Below are 20,855 nucleotides of genomic sequence, written 5' to 3' on the forward strand. Positions count from 1 at the left end.
AGCTATTACGCCAGTGGGTAATGTGGATGAAGCGCATGCCGCCACGCTACAATTTGAAGGTACGTCGACACGTTTTGATGGTCAGTCCCTGCGTCTTGAAGTGAAAGCCCAAGGCGGCGCGACGGTATTGAAAAGCAGCAGCGCAACGGTACAAGCCGGTGGCACTTGGACCAGTGACACAATGGACATGAGTCACCAAACCAACGGCACTTATACCGTGATTGTGACAGGGACGAACTCAGCCGGCATTGAAGTGAGTGAAAGCCAGAGCTTTACACTCGCGCAGTCTCTGCCAACGCTGACTAACGCGACGTTTACGCCTGAGCACCAAGCCATCGGCCAAAGCGTGACGGTGACGCTGGAATTCGATAAAGATCTGCAATCCGCCGCAGCAGAGTTAGGTGGTACGACGATCACTTCATTAGTGGCAACCGCGGACCCAAGTGTTTGGACTGGTGATGTGGTGGTACCAAGCACGTCAGAGCTCAATGTGGCGTTGCTTGTTCGTGACTACCAAGACTTATCAGGAAATACCGGTGGCCAGAACACGGCTTACTCCATGCCAATTACACCGACAATACACCTAGACGTTATCAACGATGTTACTGGAGTGGAAAGCGTGACAGTAAGTGGTAGCAGTGAACGGTTTGAAGATGGTGAGTTCATAGATATTAAAGCAGTCGACGCTGATGGTACAGAAGCCACAGGCATGGCTACCGTGCTTTCAGACTCATGGACAACTGATTTAGATCTTTCAGGACTGAAGGAGGGGGTAGTGACGATTTATGTAAATGGTACCAATAAGCTTTCCGCCTCTGCCGAAGAGGCTCAAGCAACATTTAACTATGATCGTTTCGCAAGTACAGCCTCCTTAGGTGCTGTTTACAACCGATATTTTAGTGAGAACAAAACTTTAAAAAATGCGGCATAAATAAAGCGAGCGTTTAGCTCGCTTTATTTCTTTGGGATTTTTTGTGATATTTATCAAAATAATTGCCTTTATTGATAAGTTACTCGAATTAATGAATCGTCTTAATACAAGGCTGAATAACTATAATAACTAGGCCAATGTTGCTTTTAGGTGTGTATGAAGTGATTGTGATGGTCGCTCGGCAGGTGCTGTGGTGAATGTGTCGCGTTGAAAATTTTTTTAAATATTATATATTTACGCTCGTTTCTATACTCTGAGTATAGTGTTCTGCATGAGGTCGATGGGTAATACCTCGCCTCTTTAACTCGCGATGAAGCAAATTTAATCCTAGCAAGCTTCAGAGCAGTTACTTTTGTGAGTGCGTAATGCGCTCACCTTTTTATTTAAACTTCCTCAGTAACAGTCAATTTGTTGTTTGTTGCTGAGGAGGGCACCTCATAAACTTCTGAATTTCCTCGTGCTTACCTGAAGCGCACGTGACTACAATTTTTGTTAACTTCAGTCCATAAATTAAATTTTTTTAGATAGTAAGATTTTACCATTTTGACAGAGTGGGTGATGTTACTGGCTTTTATTGTGGTTAAATCGCATGTTTTAATAGTAAAAGTCGCCATTTTTTTGGTGTTTTTGATTTCGGGCGATTTTTCTATCTCGTTGAAAATAAATGGCTAAGTAAGTAGGATACGCAGACCAAATCGTACTTGTAAGCCTTATCAGCTTAATTGTCACCGCAGCCATATTTACGATGTTGGTTGTGGAGAATTCAAATGCATTTAGTTTGCAAATTTATACCTAGCTCGAAGCTATCCTCCAACGAGCTATCTTATGTTCTTACACCGGACGAGTGTATAGGACAGCTTTCGCGTTTGCGAAATTCAGATGACATCCTTAGAAACCTCCCTAAAGAATTGGCGCAAAAGATTTCCATCTCTGCCAAAAACACGACCAGCGCATTGCTAGCTGCGATAAGAATCGAATTGGGGAAAGGCAATTGGGTGTCATTATCTACCGTTGCTCGTCGTTCGCCATTGACGGACTCTCAGCTGCAAAGCTTCCCTAGACTTAAATCACTCGTTGACTCTGTATCTGCTTCGAATGAAAGCAAAGCTTTTAAAGCAGGATACAAGCAGGTTACCGACGATGTTGCTTTAGTTCGTAGTTACACGCATGTCCCCTCTGAGCCAAGCCCAGATCAAAAAATCGTTGTCGAGTTTGCAGGGCAGTGGTCTAGCAACGCGGCATGTTTGATGTTGGGAAAAACCGAAGCTCAAAAAGAAAAAGTGACTGTAGGCAAGGCTGATACAGAAAACAAACACCGCAGCCTCGCGATATTTAAAGATCTCGAAGCTGAGGGCAAAACGCTCTATATCAAAATCCCTTGCACTGACCAGCCTCAGCCAATTTTGCTTAAACTCGCCGAAGACCTGCAACCCGTTGATAAAGAAACTCAAATGGATGAGTGGGATAACGTGTTGGTGCCTGTGGTTCCGCTGCACTTCCCTGGTAGCGATAAATCAGATGAAGCTGCAGAAGTGTTTAAATCAGGCTACGTGTATGTTGTTTGGAACAATAAAATTTGGCGCGAAGTGGCAATTACGGAAAATGGTTACTTTTCAGATACGGACATTAATAGTGTTCGTGAAGGCTCTAGACCCAAAAGGCACGCCGATATCTATATGACCAATCCTGAAACAGGCGGTGTTTTCGCTTATGAGCCTTTCCAAATCGTGCAGAACGGCAAGGTGGTAAGTGAAGGCTCTTTGAATGGCTCTGGAGAGGCTCGAGTGTTCAACTTAGTTGAGGAAGAAGTTGAGATAGTCATGACAGGCTATGAGCCACAAATCAAAGAAAAGATTGAAACAAATTTGAGCCCTATTAATGCTTCTAGCCCAGTGGAGCGGAGCGCGCAAGGTTACCCTCTCCCGCATATATGGCTTCCTTACAAGATTAAAGGTGAGCCTCAAGAAGTATATTTGGCTTATAACAGTAAACGATTGAGCGAGAGTGAACTATCTCAACTAGAAAGTGATCCCGGAACCAAGGCCATAAAAGTCACTGATCTTAACCATTATAGCAGTGAGAAAAGCTTTAAAATTGGAGACGGTTCTGTTCGTCTGCTCTCAGTATTACCAAGTGCTGCGACCTCAAAACCTGAAAAATACGCAATGTTACGAAGCCAGCTAAATAAAAATGTAGCGGTCGTGTATTTACTTAAATCTGTCGAGATAGTTTTCGAATATCCGGGCTATACGACGCTGGACGAGTCAGATGATTACTTTGAGTTAAGGCAAAGCGATGGTGATTGGTCGCAGCGAGTGTGCTTGCGCCAATGTATAAAAAAAGAGAATGGTTCTAGGTTGATTCGTTTTACTGGTTGGCCTGCAGAGGTTAAAGAAGTGGATCTTCTCCGTGGTTATCAGGGCAATAGTCATCACGGAAGAGATAATAAAACGGTCATTTTTGCTCAAACACCCATTGCGGATTTACTGGCTTATAAGAAAAAAGATCAGCCAAGTTAACAAAACAACTTATTCGGGTTGCGTTGTCACATTATTAAACGCGATCGAGAAAGATAACGAAGAGAATATAAGATGAACCTACGTCATACATTATGCTTGATTACCTTAGCGGTCTTATCTGGTTGTAATCAAGAATCAGCCAAGGAACCAGAACAACACGCGCCAAAACCTCAGACGGTTCAAGACCGAATCGCAGAAAAAAATGCTCAACAGTGGGAAGATGGTCGTGTTTATATTACAGAAAACAATTACGTTATTTATGACAAAGAGACGGGTAAACCTAAACACTTTATTTTTAAAGCTAAAGAATGGCCACGTGAAGATCTCACCAATGAAAGCTCTTATGATTTACCACGTGTAGTGTTTCGTTGGGATAACGCCCGAAATGAAGCGAAAGACCACTATGATCAAAGGGATAAAGTGTGGAGTATCAAAACGGATGGGACGGACTTGCGTCTGGTCGCAGATGAGTTTGTTGGCAAAGTTCGTCTAATGCGTGTCTCTCCAAATAATCGCTACTTGGCTTTGGCCTATTCGGCCTCAGAAGGGATGTTTAAAGTAATTAAAGATCTTAAGACGGGTGAGTATATTGAACTAGGTCGTTCACGTGGCTACCCAGAGTTTCTATGGGCAGAAGACAGCAGCTATCTTTACTACGTAGACAAGTTTAAAGACTGGAAGTACACCTTAGCGACAGGCGACAAACAGCAAGTAGACACAGAGTTTAATGAGTATTCCGTGATTCAAAAAGGAAAAAGATACGTACTAAACGACTTTGGCGTTGCAGTTTATGATGAGGCAAAAGACGAATTTCTCTTTAGCACGGGAATTAATCCTGATGAACAAAATCTGGGTGATTATAAGTTTAACAAACGTAGTATTAGTCCAGACGGTAAGTACGCTTGGGGTGAAAGTAGGAAGTTTCGTTATCTAATTGATATCGAGCAGGATTTATTTCAACAAGAAGAAATTGTACCGCGAGCGGTAGGTAAACTGCGCTATTTTGAAATTTTGAGTAAAGATGCGAATTATGCTCGGGATGGAGCGGCGCGGGCCATCCTCAGTAAACTAAAAGAAAATAAAGAATTTGGTTCTTATTTAAAATGGGAGCAAATAGGGACGGGTCATAGTGCCAGTAACTCTTCTCTTTACAACGCCTTTGCCAACAATGGTGATTTTGTTAAAGGGGATGAACTGTGAGCACTCATGATACCAGTAACGCGATACCTTTGTGTGCAAATTACTATTTGTTTGGTGTTTATTATGAGGGGGAATTTAACTCTCAAACTAAAACAACTGAATTCCCATCTTGGCATTCAGAGGAAAGCTTGGTAAGAAAACAAATCGCTAATATTCGCCCTTTAGCGAAAGTGCCGATGCTTAACGTCACTGATAGCGATAGCCCTAAGCTTTGGGCTACCGACCATAAATTTAAGTTATGTTCACTGGGTAACGGAAAGCCCGATCAATATGGGGCTTTTGAGGTCCTGACACCAGAGCACACAATTCATGCGTTAGGTAGGGATCTACCCAAAGAGGGTGAGCAGACCTTCACTTTCCGCTTTCCGCCCTTGCCTTTAATAGCTTCACTTTCTGAGTTAAACCCCAAAGAGTTAGCTACAAAAGTTGCAGAGTTGAGTAGCCAGTTGGAAAACAGCGAAGCAAAACTCACCTTGACAGAGGTCAGCATTGAACAATTGGCTAAGCCTTACGAACCAGCTGCGAACGGGGGGCTCAGCGAAGAACAGGCAGAATATAATAAGTGGTATGAAGATGTAAGTGAATCGGGAGAGACACTAAAAGGCTTCGTTTTACCTGTTGTGGCGAGTTGCGCGGTGGTTTTTTCTGATCAAGGCTATGAAAGTGCGACGGTTACTTTGCAAAAGTTTGACTCAACCAAAGAAGGTGGGGAATACAAAACGATAGGCTCTTCAGTACAAGCGGCATTACCTGAAGATGAGCTTTCAGAAGAAAATGCTAAGCAATATCCATGCGCGATGTTTCACGTTGATCCTGCTGATTTTAAAGAAGGCTTATACAGTATCCGTGTCGAATTTATTCCAAGCCAGATGAAAAATGGTGTTCCACAGTTCATTAAAGACGCTCATATTCAGCAATTTTCTGAAGGCTTAGATACAGTCTATACTTACGAGCTACGTGAACAGATTACCTTTTCTTCAAGCACTCCGTTAGGGAAATTTGCCATTGTCAGTGGCGATATGATCTCCCTTGAGGAATCCTTGATTTATCAATACCCTCAGTACTTTGGAAATATGAAACATTACCTTCACGGTAATGTACAAGGTGTAACAGCCAATACGCCAGCTTCAAGGAGTATTGCGTTACTCAAGAATATCCGAGATGTGTCTGCTCAGCTAGGAGCAGGGCTGCTGAGCGGTAGCTTGCAAGACACTTTAGACCGTGATGGCCGCCAAGCGGTGTTTAATAACGTCTCGAAACTGTATTGGGATGCAGTTAAGTCCGAGATGCCGCCTGCGATGAAAGCGGCGGGCGAATTGTATTACGGTATTTACAGTACGAAAGAAGCGCTTGATAAGTTGCAGGAACTCCACACTCCAACTATCGCGGGTGTTGGTTGGAAGGCGCTATTTCACGATAAGGTTTTTAACACCAATGAAGCTCGGTCAAGCGCACTTGCACTTTCTTTAGAATCACGTCTGGGTAACCGACGTGTGGTTGCCGGGCGAGTTGCGGAAGCTTGGCTTTCTGGTGGTAAAACCGTTGGTTTTAATGGCTTCGGAACGGGATTGACAGCACTTAGTTTGTATAAAAAAGCTAAACAGCTGGTTAATCAAAATAAAAAGGTTGATAAAGCAGAGCAAGGAACAGAAGAAGTTACAAAAGACTACCTTGCTCAAATTCCAGTTTGGAAGACAGCTAACCATATCCAGGAAGAAAAACTAGAACAGGCTTTAAAAGATGCGCGTGATCAATCTGGCAATCAGATTGACGCCATTCTCGTAAATAGCTCTAGAGGCGCAGGAATAAAAATAGAATTTGCCTTTAACTCGCGTGAAAAAGAGTTAAAGGATCATGCACCTATATTTAAACAGCTTGCTGCTTCTCTTGCCAACGTTTTAGAGAATGAGCCAAACCTTAGAGTAGAGATAGAAGGGCATGCTTGCCAAGTCGGTACCGAGAAAGCAAATATGCAGGTCTCGGCAGAGCGCGCAGAATATGCGAAAAAGCTGCTCATGAAGGAGTTCCCTGTTTTTGAAGGTCGTGTTTCGGTAGCCGCTTTTGGTGAAAGTAAACCTGTCTATGTTCCCAAACAAGGTGAAAAAGTCGACCGCAACAACCCTAATCTAAGACAAAACCGTCGGGTTGTAATCCGTATTTACCTGCAATCCCTGAACATATTCTTTCACCCCAGTCGCTATGGCTCGCATGCAATGGAACGCTCTAGGCTTGCTCTAGAAGCTGAGATGGTTGCGCAAGATAAAGCAGAAGTCGCACTGCGAATGGCGATTTTTGACAGTGTCGTTGACGTCGCTTCCTATATTCCTGCTATAGCTCCTGCGGCAAGAGGGTTTATGCTTGCCATAGAGGGTTCAAAGACAGCAATATCTGCGGTGAAAGTGATTGATAGTTTAATGTTGGACTCCTTCCTAGAAGAGTTAAAGCAAAGCCATGAGGTTGTCAGTGAGCTTGAAAGGCTGGCAAAAATACATATCGAGTTACTTAACGATTTGCGACGCAGTAAGGTAGATGTAGGTATTGAATGTAGGTCTTATCAGGAACTCATTACTCACCTTGAGAGCGAAGAAGTTCGTAAGGAGGTGTTAAAACGCTACCAACTACGAGCGCTTGCTATTAATGGCTTAGTGTTATTACTCGCTGACCTAGGATCTCAAACCAAACGGAATTCTAATATCTCGTTTAGGTTTTTGGTTGAGCGTTACAAGGTGAAGGAATACATTGAGAACTACATTTTGAGCGATGATTGGTCTGTACATACGATCAAAGGAAACACCTTAGCGGCTAACTGGAAGAACCGTTGTGATAACGAGTACTACACCGAATTATCGACAAAGATGCCACAAGGTGCGCAGCATTGGCCTGCTCCAATAACAACTAATAGCAAAGTTTCTCATCTCTCTATAACCGAAAACAGGGATAGCTTTAAAGCGTCAGGTGCATTTAATCAAATCTTCCCGATACAAACCATGTTGTTTGAACACCCAAATGAAACGATGTTTGATAACTTTACCGAGTCATTTAACCCGCAGGGAAGTGAGTTAAAGAAAGATGAAATCGGTTATTGTCGAATACTTGTTCAGTCAGCTCGTTATACTGAAAGTGATGAACCAGAATGGATGTCATATGATAGTTGGATTCAGCAATCTAGCAACAGTCGCCTAGGTCCATACGATAAAGTGAAAGTGCAGTTGATACTTAAAAAAGAACACAAGTATGCGAAGCCAGTTACGATTGGCTACGATCGCGTTGACGGGCTCGAAAATATTAAAGGCCCAGCTTTCAGTGACTGGATGCTGCCAATGAAGGTTAGTGACTTCAAAACTGATCCTGATGGGCGAATAAGTGCTTTTTACAAGCAACAGGGGATTGATGACGGCGCTACGTTGATTGCTATTGAGCATATTCCCTCATTCCGCTTCGGTGATGTGATGATCGACGGTATGAAACCAATGACCTCTAAAGCAAAGCTAATGTTCTCTGATGCAATGTTCAGTATGGCCGTTTCCGGAGCAGCGATATCGGGTCAGCCAAGCGACTATTTTGCAGAAGCGGATTCCTTTAAGCGCTATGTAAAAGGCGGAGGCTTCCAAAATATGCGTTACTGCTTGGGAATTAGAACAAATCAAGGGCAACATAGTTTTTATTTACCACAAGAGTACAGTCTGGGGCAGAAGTTTGATGATGCTGAAGATGAGTTGCAAATTGGCGCTTTAAGTACAGAAACTAGACTGGTTTTGCTTGATACCTACTTGGGAGAGCAGCAACTGCGTCTACGTGAACAGGACCTTATGGTAGAGAGCTTTACCTTAATGGCCGGTGAGGGAGACAAAAATACCATCCCTATACTTCATGGCATTAAACAGCAATTGGTGGCTATAGACACCAAAGCGTCTGGTTTGAACTTTTTCAGTGAAAGAAAGTGGTACCAATCGGCTGATAATATCTGGCGTGATGGTTTCTCATGGGGAAACAAAAAGAAAGACGATCCTGCCAGTATTTATGTACTGATTTTGGGTGAGAGTCATGAAAAAGCACTTTATGAACGTTTGGGTATGCCGTGGGAAGCAGTGAATATGTGTATTCAACTGGCGCTCGACGGAAATGATGGCAAGCCAGTTAAAGGTCCTCTTTACTTCACCGATATGTATCATATTGGTGAGTTTGCCTATAAAAACGAAGAATGGATGTTTACTGAATCTATTTCAGAAAACCATCGAGAACAAGTTGATGCCATGAGTGAGTTTATAGGTGAAGCTGTAGGTAGTCTCACTAAAGAGAATGAACTATCTAAGAGCAAAAACTATACGATGTACTGCATGAGGTTTAACTTGGAATATGTTGCACCAACGGGAGTTAGGTTAAAAGGTCTAAGACCGTTTGGTGGTGTAATTGGTGGTAAAGCGAACTTGGAGCTTTCGGTTGCTCATCTAAAACAAGTCGGATTAAATGGAGCTGATGACTATGATATTGGTCGTGATGCTGTAATTTCTATTCCTTCTTTAAATGCGGATAGTGCTTTGGCTGGTAATTTCTTTAGTGATATGCCTTGGTTAATTGAGAAAGAGTCGACAGAGGAAGGCGTAGACAAGTCTGCGGCTGAAACTTGGAAGCAGTATAACGAATCTCAACGCAAGAAATGGTTGAAAGATTGGATTGAGAAACAACCTGCGGTAACTCAAGCACCCAAGCCCTTGGAAAAGTCACTTGATAACCCTTCCTAGATGCAAAAAAACCGCCTTCGGGCGGTTTTTCTTTTCTTATGACTTCATGCTGAATTTAGAATTTTCTTTTTAAGCCCCATCAACCCGCTGCAGAAATGTCGTATTTCTTCATCTTATGGTTGAGAGTGCTCATTGGAAGTGCCAATTGTTCAGCGGCCTTCTTGGTGTGCCAATTACACGCATTTAAGCAATCGATGATCACTGTACGCTCGTATTGGCTGACAACGTCCTTAAGACTCTTTGAAGCGTCTTCTAAATCCGCTTGTACCTGACGCTCGTAAGCAGGTTGGTCTGGGGTAGGTGAGACTGCTTTCATGTCGATATTTGGCACATCTTCTGGGATTTGTTCGCCAAACTCAATGTGAGTAATGGTTTCAAAATCGGACAGTAGCACCGAGCGCTCAATGATGTTCTTAAGCTCACGCACGTTCCCTGGGTATTGGTAGGCAAGGAGCTGTTTACGTACGTTGGCACTTAACCCTGGCGCTTGCGGCAGACCTAGCGTGTTGGTTGTGTGTTGCACGAAATGTTCGGCAAGGGGAATAATATCCGACTTGCGTGCTCTCAATGGTGGTAATGTAATAGGGAACACATTCAAACGATAGAACAAATCGGCACGGAATCCGCCATCTTTGATTTGCTGCATAAGATTACAGTGGGTTGCGGCGATAACGCGAACGTCCACTTCAATCTCTTTGCTAGTGCCGATTGGGCGAACTTTACGTTCCTGTAGCACACGCAGCAATTTTGCTTGCAGTAGCATTGGCATATCGCCAATTTCATCTAGGAAAAGCGTGCCGCCGTTGGCTGCTTCAAACAAACCGACTTTGTCTTTGTCCGCGCCAGTGAATGAGCCTTTCTTATGGCCAAAGAGTTCTGACTCTAATAACTGCTCTGGGATTGCGGCACAGTTCTGTACGATCAAAGGTTGTTCTGAACGATTAGAGTTTTCGTGAATGTATTTCGCGATCACCTCTTTACCGGCGCCTGTTTCACCACGCAATAGAACGTCGACAGGGAGAGATAACACCTTGTCAAGACGATTCAAGACATTGAGCATTTCTTCGCTCTCTGCAATAGGACCTTGATAGGCTTTCTGAGTACGTTTTTTGAGCTGAGTATTCTCGCGCACTAGGGCTTGATTGTCTGCATTGAGATTTTTAATCACTTGCCCGTATTGCTCTAACCACACAGCTTGGCGAATATTACTCGCGGCCATACGACAAAACTCAGTCAATGCAGCTTCATTGTCGATAACACTTAAATCGAGCAAGACCAAGAGTCCAATGGTCTTACTTTCGCTATCAATCAAAGGCCACGCCAGCAAGTTCTCGCTTTTTAGCCCTAGCGTCTGCTCAGTTTGATAGATGCTGTCACAGTCATAACCGTTGTACTTATACAACTCGTTAATCAATACCACTTCACCATTGCGAATGGCAAAGTTAAATGGATCGTTCTCACTAGCGGAATCAATCTGCAGTGCCTCCCAAGGGTGGGAAACAATCGTTTTATCGTTATGGTGAGCGGTACTTGGAATCAACGCCTGGCCAGTCTGGTCCAAAACATAAATGATGCCGTGCTTTGCGAGGGTCATTTGTCTCGCAGCGGTCAACACAGCATCCAAGGTTTGGGTAAGCTGGCTGCGATCAGCCAAAGACTGACTGATCGCAAGTAGGGCGTTACTAAGTTCGCTATGGTTAGCTGAACGCATAGGTTAGTGTTCCTTGCTCATCGACAGAAACTGTGATTTGCGTATGTGAATCATCCTTGTCATGCACTAGTAGCTGAGTCGAGAGCTGAGGCAGTAACTGACGGTTGATAACCGCGTCGATGTTACGCGCGCCCGTTTCAGCAAGGCGACAGTTACCTAGTACGAACTCAACCAAGCTGTCTTCGTAGCTCAGAGACAGCTTGTGATGGCTCTGTAGACGCTGAGAAACTTTGTTCAACTTGTGGTGAATAATTTCTGTCATTGCTTCATCAGACAGCGGAACAAATGGCAGTACCGACATACGTGCCAACAGCGCCGGTTTGAAGTGTTGGTTTAAAGTAGGGCGGATAGCTTCTGCGATGATGTTTGCATCGATGTCTTTTGATTGATGAACCAAAGATTCGATCTCGTGCGTTGCAAGGTTACTGGTCATGATGATCAGCGTGTTCTTGAAGTCGATGGTGCGGCCTTCGCCGTCGTTCAGCGTACCTTTGTCGAAAACTTGGTAGAACAAGTTCAACACTTCTGGGTCGGCTTTTTCTACTTCATCAAGAAGTACAACAGAATATGGACGCTGACGTACCGCTTCTGTCAGCATGCCGCCTTCACCGTAACCTACGTAACCTGGAGGTGAACCGATTAGGCGAGATACCGTGTGCTTCTCTTGGAACTCAGACATGTTAATGGTCGTCATAAAGCGCTCACCACCAAACATTTGATCAGCGATCGCACGAGCCGTTTCGGTTTTACCCACGCCACTTGGGCCAACCAGCAGGAATACGCCTGTTGGTGCGTCTGGGTTGCCTAAGCCTGCTTTCGCAGTTTGAATGCCTTCAGACAGTGCATCGATAGCGTATTCTTGGCCTTTGATGCTTTGTGTTAGGCTTTCTTTCAGTTTTAGCGTGGTTTCTGCTTCGTCTTGAAGCATCTTACCCATAGGAATGCCAGTCCAGTCCGAGATGACGTGGCTAACTTCATCTGGGCCCACTTCAAAGTGAACCAGTGGGTTGCCATTGCGGATTACATCTAGCTGCTCTTGGCAGGCCGAAATGGCAATGCGAACGGCTTCTTCATCCATTTCTGCATATGGAGAGACGTCTTGCTCTTGTTCTGAATCTTCGTCTGCAACAAGCTCTTCTTCATTTGTTTCGCCAAAGACCAGTTCATGTAAGCGAGAGCGTAGAGCAATCATCTCTTGGATCTGCTCTTTTTCTTTGTGCCATTGCGCTTCTTGTTCTGCTAGCTCTTCTTTCGTTGTTTCCATTGCCAGTTTTAGGTCTGGAATGTTAGCAAGGCTGTGCTTGTCGCCAGTTTGCTGCAGAGCATCACGCTCAAGTGCTTCAAGCTCGCGCTGTTGAGCTGCAAGTTCTTGTTGCAGAGTCTCAACAGAAGCAGGAATGGCATTAAGGCTGATGTTCACTCGTGCACACGCCGTATCTAGTACATCGATCGCTTTGTCTGGCAGTTGACGACCAGAGATGTAACGAGCAGAAAGTGCTGCCGCAGCAGTGATAGCATCGTCACGCACGTAAACGTTATGTGACTTCTCGTATGCTGGGCGCAGACCACGAATGATCAATGCTGCTTGCTCAGGAGACGGTTCGTCGAGTTTCACCAATTGGAAACGACGCGCAAGAGCAGGATCTTTCTCGAAGTACTTCTTGTATTCCGACCATGTTGTCGCAGCGATGGTTTTCACTTCACCACGCGCTAGGGCTGGTTTTAGCAAGTTTGCCGCGTCGCTGCCGCCCGCTTGGTTACCACCGCCAACAAGGGTGTGTGCTTCATCGATGAAAAGAATGATAGGGGTTGGCGAGTTTTTCACTTCATCCAATACTGCGTTTAGACGTTTTTCGAATTCGCCTTTTACGCTTGCACCAGCTTGCAGAAGACCCATGTCCAGGCCGTAAAGCTCAACACCTTTGAGGTTGTCTGGTACGTCACCTTGTACAATCTTAAGTGCCAAGCCTTCTACTACTGCGGTTTTACCAACGCCCGGTTCACCAACAGCAATAGGGTTGTTTTTACGGCGACGAGCAAGAATGTCCACGATTTGGCGGATTTCTTGGTCGCGGCAGAAAACAGGGTCGATTTCGCCTTTGCGTGCTTTACCAGTGAAGTCGGTTGTGAACTTGCTCAGTGCTGAACCATCTTCACGAGCTTGTGTTTTTTCTGAAGTAGCAACTTGCGCCTCAATAGAGTGGCTTGTTAGCTCTGCAAAGTTACGCTTAAGGCTGTCAGGGTTTACCGCTTCAAGGATAGAGGCGTAACCATGTTGGCCGTAACGGAGAGGGTTGCTAACAAGAGTAAGGAGCAGGGCACCAGAGCGGATTTGTGTTTCGGATAGATCTAAAGAAGAAACCAGCCAACTTTCTTGCAACCATTCGATTAATAAAGCAGAAAAAACAGGTTTGCTGCCATTTCCTTTGGCGTTGGTGTCGAGTGTGGATCGAACCGATTGTCTTAATAAGTTCTCAGAACAATCAAAATGACTCAATAAGACGTCATAATCACTATTTGGCCTTTCTAATAGACTCAGTAAATAATGCTCAATTTGAACTTCGTTTGCTTTTTCAGAGACTGCAAGTGCAGCGGCGTCTTCTAATGCTACTTTTGCAATCGGGTGTAGACGCTGAATTAATGAAGAAAGGTTTATATTTATCATAGCCATTTTATTCTTTAGAGGAAAAGAGGTAGCGGCTATTATACTAAAAGTAATTGCGTTCTTTTTTTATCAAGATATTTTGACTATCGTTTGTTGGTTATTTTTAATGATTATTGTGACATTAATGTTTGTGGTTATTTTAATGGCGTTGTTATTCTAAATTAATTGATAGTAAAAGTGTCGGATTTATTAGTTTTAATGACTTTATTTACACGGTTTTATATGGTTATTTTCACTTTTTAAAGTTAGAACAATTTATTATTATCTTAATCCAACTTTTTGGTTTTTTATCCAATAAATTGTACTCAATATATTAGTGAACAATGCCTGGAGTTACTTAAGTTGTTGTTTTTGTTTGATTTTTAAAGTTGGCACGGACTTTGATTATACCAACTAGTCGCGGTGATAAGCGATTTGGTGATTTAAACAAAACAGATTTTAGAAAAGGAAATAGCGATGCCAACTCCAGCATATATGTCTATCCAAGGTGAGACTCAAGGCCATATTACTAAAGATACTTACTCTGCAGATTCAGTAGGTAACACATGGCAAGAAGCTCACGTTGATGAGTTCCTAGTACAAGAACTTGATCACGTGCTAACAGTTCCACGTGATCCACAAAGTGGTCAGCCAACTGGTCAACGTGTACACCGTCCACTTGTTGTAACTAAAGTTCAAGATCGCTCATCTCCACTACTATTCAACGCACTAGTATCTGGCGAAAAACTTCCTGAGTGTGTGATCCGCTTCTACCGCACTTCAGTTCAAGGTAAACAAGAGCACTACTACTCAATCAAATTGATTGATGCGCTACTTGTCGATATCCAAACTCGTATGAACCACTGTCAAGACGCAGCAACAGCTGACCGCGTGACAGAAGAAGTGCTTAAGTTCACTTACCGTGCGATCGAAGTAACTCACGAAAACTGTGGTACTGCGGGTAACGACGACTGGCGTGCTCCACGCGAAGCTTAATTGCTCGTCGCGTAAAGATTCAGGGCCAACGATTGTTGGCCCTAATTCGATTATTTGTATCAGGTAAAAGATATGGTGAATGACGTAGAATTTAAATTTGAAGTGCCTGGATGTGGGCATGAATTTCGGGTTGAGAGCTTTCATGTTCATGAAGAGTTATCTAAGCCTTTCCACATCAATCTCTCATTACTTTCACTTGATCCAGATATCTCGTTCGATGAGTTAATACGTAAAGCAGGAACGTTGACACTTTACGGACAAGGTGTTGGGGCTGCGCGCGTGTTCAACGGCGTGGTGAATGAAGTTCGTTACTTAGGGACTGGACGTCGTTTTTCTCGTTATCAATTAGTCTTGGTTCCTCAAGCTTGGTTCTTATCTCAGCGCCAAGATTGTCGTATTTTCCAGCAAAAGTCAGCGCAAGACATCATCACAGAAGTACTCGATGATGGGGCAGTCACCGATTACCGATTTGAAGTGTCGGGTACTTATCCTCCAAAAGAATACGTTCTGCAATACCGTGAGTCTGACTTGCACTTCGTGCAGCGTATGATGGCTGAACACGGTATGTGGTATTACTTTGACCATAGCGATTCAAATCATACGATGGTCATTGTCGACAGTAATGACGCGATTGCACCTTTGATAAGCTCGCCACTAAATGCTTCTTACATTGGGCCGATTGTTTATCATGCCGATGGTGGCGGTGTTGCCGATCGCGAACATATCTCTGATCTCGAGTTAGTTAACCGCGTTAGAACGGGACAGGTTACGTATACAGATTACAACTACGAACACCCTAAAATTCCACAAGAGATGACACAGGCTGGCGAGCTAGACCAAGATCTCAAGCAGTTTGATTATCCTGGACGATACGTCGACCCGCTGATGGGGCAGGTGAGAACCACGGAGTGGATGTCGGAACACATAGTCGATAATCAACAAGTGGAAGCAACGAGTGACGTAATGCGCTTAGCATCTGGTTACAGCTTTAACGTCAGTGACCACCCGCGTTCTGAGATTAACCGCGATTACCTCATGTTGTCTGTAATGCACACAGGTCAAGATCCGCAAGTGCATGAAGATGAAGCGAGTGGTATGCCAACCACTTACTACAACCAGTTCTCGTGTATTCCACGTGATGTGGTGTTTAAAGCGCCTAAACTAGCGGCACCAGTAGTGGATGGCCCTCAAACGGCGGTCGTTGTAGGACCAGAAGGTGAAGAGATTTACACCGACAAGCTTGGTCGAGTGAAAGTACAGTTCCATTGGGATCGCTACGGTGATAACAACGAGCATTCAAGCTGTTGGATTCGTGTAAGCCAATCCATGGCGGCGCCAACATGGGGCGCAGTTTATTTGCCGCGTATTGGCCACGAAGTCGTAGTAACTTTCCTTGAGGGGGACACAGATCGTCCGTTAGTTACGGGCGCAGTTTACAACGGTTTGCATTTCCCACCGTACTCTTTGCCAGAAAACAAAACTCGTACCACGTTCCGCACGCAAACGCACAAAGGAACAGGTTACAACGAGTTGAGTTTTGAAGACGAAGCGAACCAAGAAGAAGTCTATATTCACGCTCAAAAAGACATGTCGACCAAGGTGCTCAACAACCGTTACCGTGATATCGGTCAAGATGAATTCTTGAAGGTTGCACGTCACCAAACGAATGAAGTTCATGGTGACCATAAAGAAACCATTCATGGGCATAAAACGACACAGGTAAACAGTACGTTTACCGAGACAGTCGAGCAAGACGTTACCGTTACATACAACGCGAACGAAGCCCAGTATGTGAAAAACAATTCTGACTTAGAAATTGGTGATAACCGTACGACTAAGATCGGTAAAAATGATGACTTAGATATTGGCGAAAACAGTAACCTTACTATCGGTGCGTCTAAGAGTTCAGATATTGGTGCGGATGATAACCAGACGGTTGGTGGCAACTTAACGGTATCAGTGAAAGGGAACACCGCTTATAAAGCTGATGGTGCAACGCAAATTATCAGTGGCGACAAGATTGTATTGAAAACGGGTGGTTCCTCTTTAGTGATGAACAGTGATGGTTCAATAAAGTTATCAGGCTCGGCTATTACGATCGAAGGCAGTGACAAAGTCGTCGTGAAAGGTGGCAACGTAGTGGTTAACTAACAATGGAAAAACAACCTCTTACAACAGAAGTAATATCAAAGCAGCAAGCCGAATCAACGGCTTGCTTTTCGCGTTTTGGAAGAATAGTGGCTATCAATGAGTCTACGGGCAGTGTGCGAGTTGATTTTGATGGTAACCCATTTAAGCAGCCACTCACTGCGAGACTAGGACGTGGCTTTCGTCGTTCTGAGCTGCAAATGGCTATCGATAATCGATTAAGTTGTCGAGTTGAATTTTTGAACGACGACTTAAGCTTGCCTCTTGTGACGGACATTTTCTTCTCCATTCTGGATGACTCTGACGAGTTTGTATTGCGAGCGAAGAAGATGGTTATCGAGACAGAACAAGAGTTGGTAGTCAAAAGTGGTGAGACAGAAACTCGCTATAGCGGGCGCGATGGACGAATTACCACTAAAGCGAAGTACGTCACCTCTCAAGCAGAAAAAGCACAAAAAATTCAAGGCGGAACGATCGCAATTAACTAATTACCTAGCATTAGCTAATTTACGTCGAGTTAGCTAATTACTTTGTATTAACTAATTGCAATCGCGTTATGGCACGCTAATAACGGATAACTAGATGCGACAAAGAATCGGTGTCGAGCACCTAAAGGCACCCATAACCAATCAAGAAGTCGAAGGCGCGTTAGCAAAAGCTGAGCGCGCTGTGAACGACCTTTCCCAATTGCCAGTAACATGGCTGGATTTCTGTAATGAAAAGCTGTCCATTGCTTCTGAAAGTATCGGTTTTTTAATCAGGCAGCGAGTTCAAATTCACAAAAGGGGTTATCCAAGTCGTGAGTTGGCGTATCTCAAGCTGATTGAACGCCAAATTGAAGAACTGAAGCAGGTGTACTTGTCGTTTTATCGGTTAGCACCGGGGTTGATTCATCAGTTAAGAGGCCAGGAGCCAGAAATCTACAGCTGGCTGATGCTACAAGGCGAGTTGGGCTCAGCGTTGGATAACCTTTTGTGCGGCTTGAGTTTACTCGAAGATATTGACGCTAAAACCGCAATGGTCATTGCCGTACAATCTCCGGTTGAATCTATGGATAGCACGCTTTCGGAGCTTATTGAGGGTAATGCGACATCCAGTGCGTTTTACTTTGAATGCTTACGTGTACGTCAAACATTAAGTGTTTCTCTCATCAAGCGCTGGCACAAAGCCAGCATCATTAGCTCTCATGTTGCTTTGCCACTGCTCGCTTTACAAGACGTGAAAGAGGGGATTGATTGGCTCAATGACAATGCAGGCAGCGAACAATATCTATTTGAACGTTTGATTACCAAACGTGACAGAGGCACTTGGCTCCGTCAGTGCTTTGGCATCGAACCAAATGGATTACCATCAGCGCAAGTGCTCACTTATGCCAAGTTACTTGAGTTAAAAGAGTTTGAGGCGTTTGATATCTCTTCTTCATTAGCACCTGTTGATTTTGCGCTGGGTGGTGATTGGAAACTGGTACCCCAAATCATCGAGCACTTGGAAAGTCTGGAGGAAGGTGAAGCTGAGGGTGAAATTTGGCTTCAAGCCTTGTATGTCGTCTACGGAAAGCTTCTTCCTCTGAATCCGCAAGATGTTGGTGTCGAGTATGAATGGGAAGAGATCGTCGATCTGCTCAATGAGTGGGTGGAAGATGAAAAATATATCCAAAATCTACCAAGCCGCTTGGGTTACGCATCGAGCTTCGAGTCTACGTTAGCTGCGATGCAAGATTCTAACGTTGATGTGCTGTTCCGCGATTGGCTATGGCGTCAACTCTGCATTCAATCCAGAGCCTACGTGCCTTGGGATATGGCAATGCCGATTCATCAACAAGACTGGAACTTTAACAATTTAAAGGCCGCACCTTCTGCGAGCGAACGATTCAACTTAAGGAATAGCAATGCAGTTATGGGATATTGAGACGCACCCTGAGCTATCACTTAAAGGTCGTTTTCAACGTGACGAAAACGGCGATGAAGTGTGGGTTGTAGTCGCCAAACGCACATGGCAATTCGATGGTGTGGTTTGGCACGAATTAGGTGAAAGTGAAATCTTCGATGATCCCCAATATTTGGGCGAAGAAGGCTTCTCTGCGATGAAAGTTGACCACGAGTTCGCGTATACCAAAGACAATACAGATGTACTTGTTTACGGCAAAGCGCGCAGCTACGCGAAAAAGCCAGTGACATACCAAGAGTGTCGTGTGCTGATTGATGGTCATATCGATAAGACTCTCGCTATTCACGGGGAACGTGTATGGGTTGAGCATGCTGGCAGTATCACGCTGAGCAATCCAGTCCCATTTATTGAAAAAGACATTGATTACACTTGCGCGGTAGGCGGTGATTTACGTAACCGAATAGGTGGTGGGGTTGCCGACTCCAACAAAGAATTGCTTGAACAGAAAGTACCCTCGATTTTTTATCCCCGAGAGGACTGGAGTGCCGCCGCGAAAAAACTACGCGTTGCGGGGTTCGGGCCAGTGCCTCCGTTCTTTGAGTCGCGCCAGAAGCTGGCCGGCACGTTCGATGACGATTGGATTGAGAATCGCAAGCCAATGTTGCCACTCGATTTTGATAAGCGGTTCTTCCAAAGCGCGCCTATTGATCAGCAGTGCAAAGGCTTTCTTCGTGGGGGGGAGCGTTTGATGATGAGTGGTTTTTGTCATGATGACACGCTTTCATTTCGAATTCCTAAAGAAAAATACCGTGCGATCGCGACGTTCAAAGATCAAAGTTATCAAGCTGATATGGCGATGTACACCTTATTCGTTGATACGGAAAAGAAAACTATATCAATCAGTTACACCGCTGCGTTTCCTTGTCAGGGCAAGGAGCATTTGTTGGTGTCGACATCGATCACTAAGCTGGAAGAGGTAAGCGAGCATGCATAATTCAACAGGCCGTTACGTGCTAGGGATGGAAGTGATGACGCCAACCGGTATGAATTTAGATATTGCCAGTGCAGTTTCGTATGCTGATTTAGGAAGATTTGACCAATGTATAGGGGATGATGGTATCGAGCGTTTTACTTACGCCAAAATCGAATACACCAAAGAAAGTGAGCAGTTTGAGAAAACGTGTGAGTTAATCACCCACTTGCTTGATTCATTGTTAGCGCAGTTACCACGTTCATTGAGACCAATACCTTTGCTTATAGCGGTGCCTGTGTCTGTTTCACTAGTAAAGGTGCAAGAATGGCTTGGTGAAAGTAACTATGCTGAATTTCTCTCTGTGGTGAATGCTGTTCATGCCAGTGGGCCCAGTTTCGTTCTCCAGGCCATGAAATCATTGGATAAATATGATGCTATGATGTGTATCAGTGTCGATTCCTTGGTGAGTTCGATGCAAACACTCATCGACGATGCGATGGTAATGAGTACCAATAATCCATGGGGCGTTATTCCGAGTGAGGGTGGGGCGGGTTTAATTCTTTGTCGAAGAAATACCGTAGAAACATTGAAACTTAAGCCTCAAGCGCAGCTTGGCTACATTGATACGGAATTAAACACTTCAGACCGAAGAGGCATGTTTCGACTTATTCAACGTGCGAGTAAAAAGCTCGATTTATTTGGTGAAGTGTATTCCGATATGACGAACCTGCGCATGCATTCGGAAGATTACGGCTTTGCTCTGGGGGCTAAAGCAGAACGATTCACGAACCCAGAACAACCGCAGCTTATCAATGAGTTGTGGGGCACAATGGGCAGTTGTTCTTCTCTCGCTTTAATTGCCTTTGCGGTCAGAGAGCACCACTTTAAGCAACCAACTACGTTGTTAATGTTCGACTTTCATGGTGACAAAGGAGTTCTCCAATTACTGCAATGTTAGTGGGCACTCATCGATCAAATGGCAATGAAAATATACTCATATTATTAGGTTGAAGTTTGTAACACGAAAAAGCGTATAACTCATGCAGTGAAAGCGTAAGTAAAAAGGTCTAATAAGTTAGTAATAATAACTAAAATAATAGGCTT

At 44.3% G+C, this 20,855-nt stretch carries 12 protein-coding genes; 10 read left to right on the forward strand and 2 right to left on the reverse strand.

What is annotated here, in order from left to right; all coding sequences use genetic code 11:
- The 4 genes from R7O13_RS01945 to R7O13_RS01960 form a co-directional block, all read left to right on the forward strand.
- Positions 1-931 (forward strand): hypothetical protein (locus R7O13_RS01945; RefSeq protein WP_318302826.1); only part of this gene is annotated, 931 nt, incomplete at its 5' end.
- Between the two features lie 767 nt (positions 932-1,698).
- Positions 1,699-3,450 carry a hypothetical protein gene (locus R7O13_RS01950; RefSeq protein WP_005373425.1) on the forward strand — a complete coding sequence of 584 codons (1,752 nt, stop codon included), beginning with the start codon at positions 1,699-1,701 and terminating at the stop codon, positions 3,448-3,450.
- 72 nt (positions 3,451-3,522) lie between these two features.
- Complete coding sequence (locus R7O13_RS01955; protein WP_005373423.1) at positions 3,523-4,650, forward strand: hypothetical protein; 1,128 nt, start codon at positions 3,523-3,525, stop codon at positions 4,648-4,650.
- Positions 4,647-9,392 (forward strand): OmpA family protein, encoded by a 4,746-nt coding sequence (locus R7O13_RS01960; protein ID WP_213906992.1) that lies wholly within the window; start codon positions 4,647-4,649, stop codon positions 9,390-9,392. The genes R7O13_RS01955 and R7O13_RS01960 overlap by 4 nt, the downstream gene beginning before the upstream one ends.
- A gap of 79 nt (positions 9,393-9,471) precedes the next feature.
- Here the strand turns inward: R7O13_RS01960 and R7O13_RS01965 are convergent, their stop codons facing one another.
- Together R7O13_RS01965 and tssH are read right to left on the reverse strand one after the other, a co-directional pair.
- Complete coding sequence (locus tag R7O13_RS01965) at positions 9,472-11,103, reverse strand: sigma-54-dependent Fis family transcriptional regulator (protein ID WP_005373418.1); 1,632 nt, start codon at positions 11,101-11,103, stop codon at positions 9,472-9,474.
- Complete coding sequence (gene tssH, locus R7O13_RS01970; protein ID WP_318303093.1) at positions 11,090-13,768, reverse strand: type VI secretion system ATPase TssH; 2,679 nt, start codon at positions 13,766-13,768, stop codon at positions 11,090-11,092. Before tssH ends, R7O13_RS01965 begins: the two co-directional genes overlap by 14 nt.
- 456 nt (positions 13,769-14,224) lie before the next feature.
- Between tssH and R7O13_RS01975 the strand changes: the two genes are divergently transcribed.
- The 6 genes from R7O13_RS01975 to R7O13_RS02000 all read left to right on the forward strand — a co-directional run bounded on the left by R7O13_RS01975 (position 14,225) and on the right by R7O13_RS02000 (position 20,709).
- Positions 14,225-14,743 carry an Hcp family type VI secretion system effector gene (locus R7O13_RS01975; RefSeq protein ID WP_005373415.1) on the forward strand — a complete coding sequence of 173 codons (519 nt, stop codon included), beginning with the start codon at positions 14,225-14,227 and terminating at the stop codon, positions 14,741-14,743.
- A 72-nt stretch (positions 14,744-14,815) separates the two neighbouring features.
- Positions 14,816-16,894 (forward strand): type VI secretion system tip protein VgrG, encoded by a 2,079-nt coding sequence (gene tssI, locus R7O13_RS01980; protein WP_258680536.1) that lies wholly within the window; start codon positions 14,816-14,818, stop codon positions 16,892-16,894.
- 2 nt (positions 16,895-16,896) lie between these two features.
- Positions 16,897-17,379, forward strand: coding sequence for a hypothetical protein (locus R7O13_RS01985; protein WP_017633762.1), 483 nt, complete (start codon positions 16,897-16,899; stop codon positions 17,377-17,379).
- Positions 17,380-17,473: 94 nt separating this feature from the next.
- Positions 17,474-18,799: a hypothetical protein gene (locus R7O13_RS01990; protein WP_318302833.1), complete on the forward strand. Its 1,326-nt coding sequence runs from the start codon at positions 17,474-17,476 to the stop codon at positions 18,797-18,799.
- Positions 18,780-19,772 (forward strand): DUF2169 domain-containing protein, encoded by a 993-nt coding sequence (locus R7O13_RS01995; protein WP_318302834.1) that lies wholly within the window; start codon positions 18,780-18,782, stop codon positions 19,770-19,772. Before R7O13_RS01990 ends, R7O13_RS01995 begins: the two co-directional genes overlap by 20 nt.
- Positions 19,765-20,709 (forward strand): hypothetical protein, encoded by a 945-nt coding sequence (locus R7O13_RS02000; RefSeq protein WP_318302836.1) that lies wholly within the window; start codon positions 19,765-19,767, stop codon positions 20,707-20,709. The genes R7O13_RS01995 and R7O13_RS02000 overlap by 8 nt, the downstream gene beginning before the upstream one ends.
- Positions 20,710-20,855: the final 146 nt, after the last annotated feature.

The sequence above is a fragment of the Vibrio sp. Y176 genome, assembly GCF_033438945.1.